Origin of the sequence: Otoolea muris (genome assembly GCF_943193115.1) — a bacterium.
In the GTDB taxonomy this organism is placed as follows: Bacteria; Bacillota; Clostridia; order Lachnospirales; family Lachnospiraceae; genus Otoolea; species Otoolea muris.
This window is the reverse complement of record NZ_CALPCY010000099.1, coordinates 1-6,334: the sequence shown is the minus strand read 5'-3', so window position 1 is coordinate 6,334 and position 6,334 is coordinate 1. Positions and strand designations below refer to the sequence as shown.

At 42.5% G+C, this 6,334-nt stretch carries 8 protein-coding genes; all 8 read left to right on the top strand.

Annotation, left to right across the window (positions count from 1 at the left end):
• Window positions 1-757 (top strand): hypothetical protein (locus tag NFS31_RS25875; RefSeq protein ID WP_251501721.1); only part of this gene is annotated, 757 nt, incomplete at its 5' end.
• Between the two features lie 30 nt (window positions 758-787).
• On the top strand, window positions 788-1,183 hold the full coding sequence (locus NFS31_RS25870) for a hypothetical protein (protein ID WP_251501720.1): 396 nt from the start codon (window positions 788-790) through the stop codon (window positions 1,181-1,183).
• Window positions 1,184-1,330: 147 nt separating this feature from the next.
• Complete coding sequence (locus NFS31_RS25865; RefSeq protein ID WP_251501719.1) at window positions 1,331-2,110, top strand: PdaC/SigV domain-containing protein; 780 nt, start codon at window positions 1,331-1,333, stop codon at window positions 2,108-2,110.
• 89 nt (window positions 2,111-2,199) lie between these two features.
• A complete protein-coding gene (locus NFS31_RS25860) occupies window positions 2,200-3,006 on the top strand; it encodes a DUF4163 domain-containing protein (protein WP_251501718.1) in 807 nt (268 codons plus the stop codon).
• A gap of 136 nt (window positions 3,007-3,142) precedes the next feature.
• Window positions 3,143-3,976, top strand: a complete 834-nt coding sequence (locus tag NFS31_RS25855; RefSeq protein ID WP_251501717.1) for a hypothetical protein — start codon at window positions 3,143-3,145, stop codon at window positions 3,974-3,976.
• 234 nt (window positions 3,977-4,210) lie between these two features.
• The gene (locus NFS31_RS25850) at window positions 4,211-5,086 is read left to right on the top strand and encodes a hypothetical protein (protein ID WP_251501715.1); all 876 of its coding nucleotides are present in this window, start codon (window positions 4,211-4,213) and stop codon (window positions 5,084-5,086) included.
• 130 nt (window positions 5,087-5,216) lie between these two features.
• A complete protein-coding gene (locus NFS31_RS25845) occupies window positions 5,217-5,984 on the top strand; it encodes a hypothetical protein (protein ID WP_251501713.1) in 768 nt (255 codons plus the stop codon).
• Window positions 5,985-6,038: 54 nt separating this feature from the next.
• Window positions 6,039-6,334: hypothetical protein (locus NFS31_RS25840; RefSeq protein WP_251501711.1), on the top strand; the 296-nt coding region annotated here is incomplete at its 3' end.

Below are 6,334 nucleotides of genomic sequence, written 5' to 3'. Positions count from 1 at the left end.
TGGAAAAATGATTCCTGAGCTGTCTGATTTAATCAGGGCAAGGCTAAAAGGGATCCGGATGAAAGGGCTTCTGATTTTCAATAACAGTGAAGATAAAGATGGCACTGGAATTGAAAAATCAATTGGGGAAACAGAAACAAATATTTATAATGACATTATGAATGAGTATATAGATGCAGTTGACAGAATATTCCCTCCTGCCGAAAAAAGCAGATCCGGGGAGGGAGGTATCTGGAGTTTGTCCGGGGAGGTTGCAAACAGTTATCTATTTATAAACGCATTTGTGTTTGATGATTTTAAGGTCTACTATACACTATATGACGTAGACGGAAACGGAACCCCTGAATTATTTATCGGGGGTTCACCATGGGGGAGCGATGAGCCGAACATGATTTATGATTTCTTTACATTTGACGGGAAACAGGCGATCAGCCCGTTCAGGGAGGCCGGTTATGTGGGGATTCAGTTTGGTCATAGGGTGAAACTTTATTTTTATTCTGACGGGATTTTTGAGGTGAGCAAGAGCAATGGAGCAAACAATCATGTGGTGGATTTCTACAGGATGTCAGCGGATGGATATAATGTGGATCCTGTTGAGAGTGTGTCATATAAAGTGACATATGATTTGATAATGAGATTTTACCATGATGCCGAGTCAGAGGATGAGATATCAGAAAAAGAATATGATGCAATATTACAAAAATACATGGCTGTAGGCGAAGCGGATTTAAACTGGTCTGAAATAGTAAAGGAATGATATGCATACCTGAATTGCAGATGACAGGAAGTGCCGGATAAGGGAGAGACAAACGGATGCAGAAGTCATGAGCCTGCGCATATCACCCTGAAAGCAGCGCTGGTTACGCTTACGCCCGTTTCGCAGGAAAATGTGCGCCTGACGCCAAACTTTAACAAGCATCTTCGGAAGATCATTTTCGGCATAGGCGCAGGCTGGGATATGGCAAATCTGGATCCTTCCATGATAAAAATTATGGGCGCCTTTGCGGCGGTAAACCAGGTGATCTTCCCGGAAACACCGGGAGACGGAGCAAGGCAGACGCCCGCCCTGGACTTCCGGCTCGCGAGCAGGCATGCAGCGCGCCAGGTGGGCATGCTTGTATACACATTTGGCGACCGCCGCGAGCGTCACATACTCCGCTGCTCTGCAGCGTTGCAAACTTGATGCCCCGTTGCTTGCAACTGGGTTGTTGACTTGTATATAAACTTATATTAAGAAGGGTGAAATATGAGATATGTTATTATAACATTGATTAGTTTATTATTAAGCTTTAACAATGCTCAATGTGAAGACCTAAAAGAGACGGCGCGCATGAAAGAAGCAGCCAGCGAACCGGATGCAGATGACAGTGTGTTCACAGATGTGGAGGAGCCGGCATACACTGAAACGGTTATCGGAGAGACAACGATGAACGGGCTCATAATCAAAGACTGCAGTATAACGGCCAATTACAGGCCGAATCCGACCGGGCACAGAATTCCCTATTTATCTGCATCGATCCGATATCCGCAGGTATCAGGAATGGAAGATAAGTCTATTGAGAAAAAAGTAAATAAATTATTGATAAACGCTGCAACCCAGTCGCTCGATAACAGAAATGCAGATCAGACGCTGAGGCTGTTTAATGATATCGTAAATCATGGATTAAATACTTTTTGGAGCGGTGACAATGAATATAATATGGTTTATGTTGGGGATAAGAGTATCAGCGTGGGTTATGAGGGAATGGTATATTTCGGGGGAGCTCATCCATCATCTTTTCATGATTATATTACTATTAATCTGCTCAGCGGCGAGATGGTCCCGTTCACTGATTACTTTTCAAAAGAGGATGTAATAAAGGCGATCCGCTCTTTAAAATTTGAGATGCTTGAAGGACAGTACTGCCCGGGAGGATATAAAGGTGACGAACCCAGGATAACAGAGGGATTTGTTACAGCGATAAAAGAATTAGAGGAAAGGTCAGACAGCTATATGGGAAATATATATAATTTTGCGATAGACGATAGTTTTGCTTATATACGCTTTCCATTTGATGATTCATTGAATAGATATGTTATTTTAAAGTTCGGCCTGGATGCATTGAAATAGTGTTCTGCTATGCGGGAACAAAGATAGTTCAACATGAACAGATATGTGCAGAAGTTTTACATATACAGACAAAGGAGGCAGTACGGGATATGAATTATATCGTAATAAATCTGATTTGCTTACTTTTAAGCTTTAGCAGCATATATCCGGATATGGGAGAGAAAGCATACACGGAAACTGTTACAGGAGAAACAACAATAAACGGCCTGAAAATTGAAGAACATACAATTACCGCTTATTACCGGGGCGAGGAGGAACTGGTTAAAAGGCCGTATTTAAACGCAACAATCCGTTTCCCACAGATATCGGGCATGAAGGATATATCTGTCCAGAGAAAAATAAATCAGGGACTGAAAGATGCTGTCACGCAGTCATTGAATCAGGAAAATTCGGGTAAGACCTTTAAGCTGTTTCATGATATAGTGTATGACAGATATCCCTTCTTCTGGTACAGTGAAAATGAATACAAAATTCTTTCGGCAGAAAATGAAAGTATAGGAATTAATTACGATGGGACGATCTATTTTGGCCGTACGGATTATCTGCAGTTCAGCGATTATATTACGTTCAGCCTGATAGATGGGGAACGGATTCCGTTTACAGAGCGTTTTTCCAGAGAGAAAGTGATTCAGGCTATCGAAGGATTGAAGTACGATTGGATTAAAGGAGAATACATACGCAGATATAAAGGCAGTTTTGAAAGGTATGAAGCGGAAGAAGTAGAAAAATTGTCATCGACTGTGAGAGAATTGGAGGATACAGCCGATGAGGAGGGAAACTATTTTGGAACCGCCTGTTATTTTGCTGTGGACAGGCAATATGCTTATATCAATTTATATTTTGATTACATAGGTGAATATGCAGTTTTGAAATTTGATCTGGACGATTTAAGATAAAAATGAGTGGGGTGAAATGGAATAATACGGGCCGGAGGCAGAAGGAAGCGAAGGACAGGCGGTATACAGCAATTTGCAGAGAATATGAGGTTTTACCATGATGCCATCAATAATTATAACAGGGAGAATACATATCATGAGGCAATTAAATGTTTTCAGTAAAATATTCATAGCGAGTATGGTTTTATTTCTGCTTTCAGGATGCAAAGCAGCCCGATCTACGGATGGAACAGATAGTATTCAGACGGAAGATATTACGATTGACGAGGAGACAGAAGCGGAATCTGAATACAATTACAGCATTGCTGTGGTCAATACATCTGCGCTTTTAAACTGGCCTCTACCGTGGAAAGACGAGTTTTCATATAATATTATTCAAATTGAAAATATGCCGGATGAATTTTCTTCAATCCAAGATACAATTAATGATAATTTGAAAGAAGCGATGACCTCCTGGGTGCGGGGACAGGTCACAGGTGCTGAGGATGTGAGATTAACAGTTACCTGTCATTCGGAACGCTATCTTTCAGCTTATAATGAATTTGTGTATATAAGCAGGCGTACGGACAGGTTCAATGATTATGTTACAATTGATATGTCGAGCGGCCAGCGTGTCTTCCTGAAGGATCTGGTTGAAATTAATGAAGAATTTGCAGAGTTTCTTCGGAATAATCAGGATATAATAAAGGAAAGCCCTAATTCTTTCTGGCAATTTCCGCCGGATTTAAAGAAACGGTATACTACATCAGAGCTGTTGGAAGAACTAAATAAGTGCTCCTATACACAGGAGGAAGTAATACAGGAGGGTTATTACCCGGTGGAGGGGTCGATAGGCTCTCTTTTGTTTAGAAATTCATTTTTTGTACGTGAAGGGATGCTTGTGATTACATTATATCAGGGCGGTGATGAGCGGTTTGTAACTTTGGATGTGGATGATATAGAGGATTTCCTGAAGGTAGATAAGTGGTAGCTTTGGGATTGAGGGGGGATGTTTATTACACATGAAAGATTGAAGAAAGAAGGGAAGATATGAAACAAAATTTAGGAAGGAAGAAACGATAATATATTATGAAATATTATATCGGTTACACTCACGCCTGTTTCGCAGGAAAATGTGCGCCTGACGCCAAACTTTAACAAACATCTCCTGAAGATCATTTTCAGCATACCGGCCGTCTGGGATCCGGCAAATTTGGATCCGGCCATGATGAAAATCATGGGCGCCCTCGCGGCGGTAAACCAGGTGATCTTCCCGGAAACACCGAGAGACGGGGCAGGGCAGACGCCCGCCCTGGACTTTCGGCTCGCGGGCAGGCATGCATGCAGCGGCGGGGAGCTGGCGGTTGTGACGGCGTTTGGGAAGAAAAGCAAGGATGAAAAAAAGAAAAAAGGAAAATGGAAAAAGGATTGGGGAAAGAAGTATTACTATGATTCGGACGGAGATATGGTGAAGGGGGAATTCAGAAAGATAGATGGGGAGTGGTATTATTTCCATGAGGACGGCCATATGGCAAGGGACGAGTTTGTACACTATGAGAACTACACCTATTATTTTGATAAAAAAGGACACATGCAGGACGATGATGATGTATTTCAGAAGAAGGATGAAACGTATTATATAAATGATTTCAAATTTACAGATACGGGAAGCAAAAGAAGAGAAAATGAGGCATTGGCAGAGGAGATGATGTTTTACCACCAGCAGTACCATAAATGTATAGAGGAAAATCCTTATGTTACGCAAGGTTCGATACTTGCCTGCACAAAGGGGACAAACTTAACACGCCTGGATGCGCGTACCGCAGTGGATATCAGGGATGTTGTTACAGGATTGCCTGTGCTGGGGTGTGATGCCTGTAAAGCGGATGAAAACATATATTCCTTTTATGGATGCCGTGCTTCAGACCTTTCAAATACGCCAGCGAGGCCGGTCATAGCCGGCGGTTATAAAAAATGTATTCCTATGTTGGGAATGTGGACACAACCTCATCAGACTTCGATTATCTGGAACAGTGTCAGCGGGGATCACACGGAAACATTGATATTCGATTCTGTTATTTATGCAGGTTTGGAGGAATGATCGGCATTATGGAGATACCGGAGGAGGAGATGGGGCCGGAAGGGATATATGACTTAAATGGTATGAATGTTGATCAAAAAGCCCTTAAAATTATGGAAAAAAATATAGGGAGAATGAACATATAAAAGAGATGGTTGACGGCAATGGCTTAAGTATTTTTGCAATGGAGGGGTTAGGGGAGAACAGTGGTAAAGGCATTCCGGAGATGTTCCCAAATGGAAGATACGGGGCGGAGCTGGTTGTTACAAAAGGAAACGTCGTACAATTCGTGACGCGCCATGCAAGCACGCTTCCGTCCACTTTAGAGCTTGAGGAGCGGGACGCAGGAATTGCCATAGTAAAGGAAGGGGTATATTTTATTTTTTCAAAAAGGCATCAGCAGAGATATGCCGCCTTTGCGGTGGCTGTTGAGGATCTGTCGGGCTATACTTCCATGCCGGTGATACGAAAAAAGATCGGTGAGCCCTGGGTTTATGATAGCACAGCGAGTGGAATTAATATTCATACCGCCCCTAATGACACAGGGCCTCTATACTCAGAAGGCTGCCAGATGATCCGGTCGAAAGATTATATTGATTTCTTATTTGCGACAGGTTTGACCAGGAGGGATGACAGATATGCCAATTTTTTAAGAGGAATATCGATTGATGAATCGCTTTTGTTTCGTGGAGAAAATCTTTATCCGACAGGAAGACAGACACGAATGAAGGATGAAGACGGAGATGAATATAACAGGATTAAATATGGCATGAAAGGTCCGGACGGAGAGTACGCCTGGTATATAGAGCTTTTGGAAGAAATTGGGTGCGACTTTGATGAAAATAATTTAATAACAGGATATTATGTTTTAGACAGGACATACATGCCGGGCAGTCAGAAAGAAAAATTTTATTTGTAGGGTTCACTAAGGTGGCAGGAAGGTTATAAACGTATTATACGAGGAGAATAAAAAATGAGATATAAGAAAATTTTCATTTTGCTGACATTGGCACTGACATCATGCAGCCATCCGGGACAGGGCGTCCCGGATGGAAGCATCGCCCGGCAGACGGATGAACAATGGGACAGTTCAGAAGTATGTCAGGAAGAGGAGGGAACGCAGGAAGCCAGCCAGGAGACGGATGCGGAAGGAAGCGAGGGACAGGCGGTACAAAGCGATTTGCAGAGAATCATTGATGCTGAATATGCCCGCCGGGAATTCAGCGAGATCCCGGCAGGCGATTTTACAGATATGCAGTACCTGTTTTT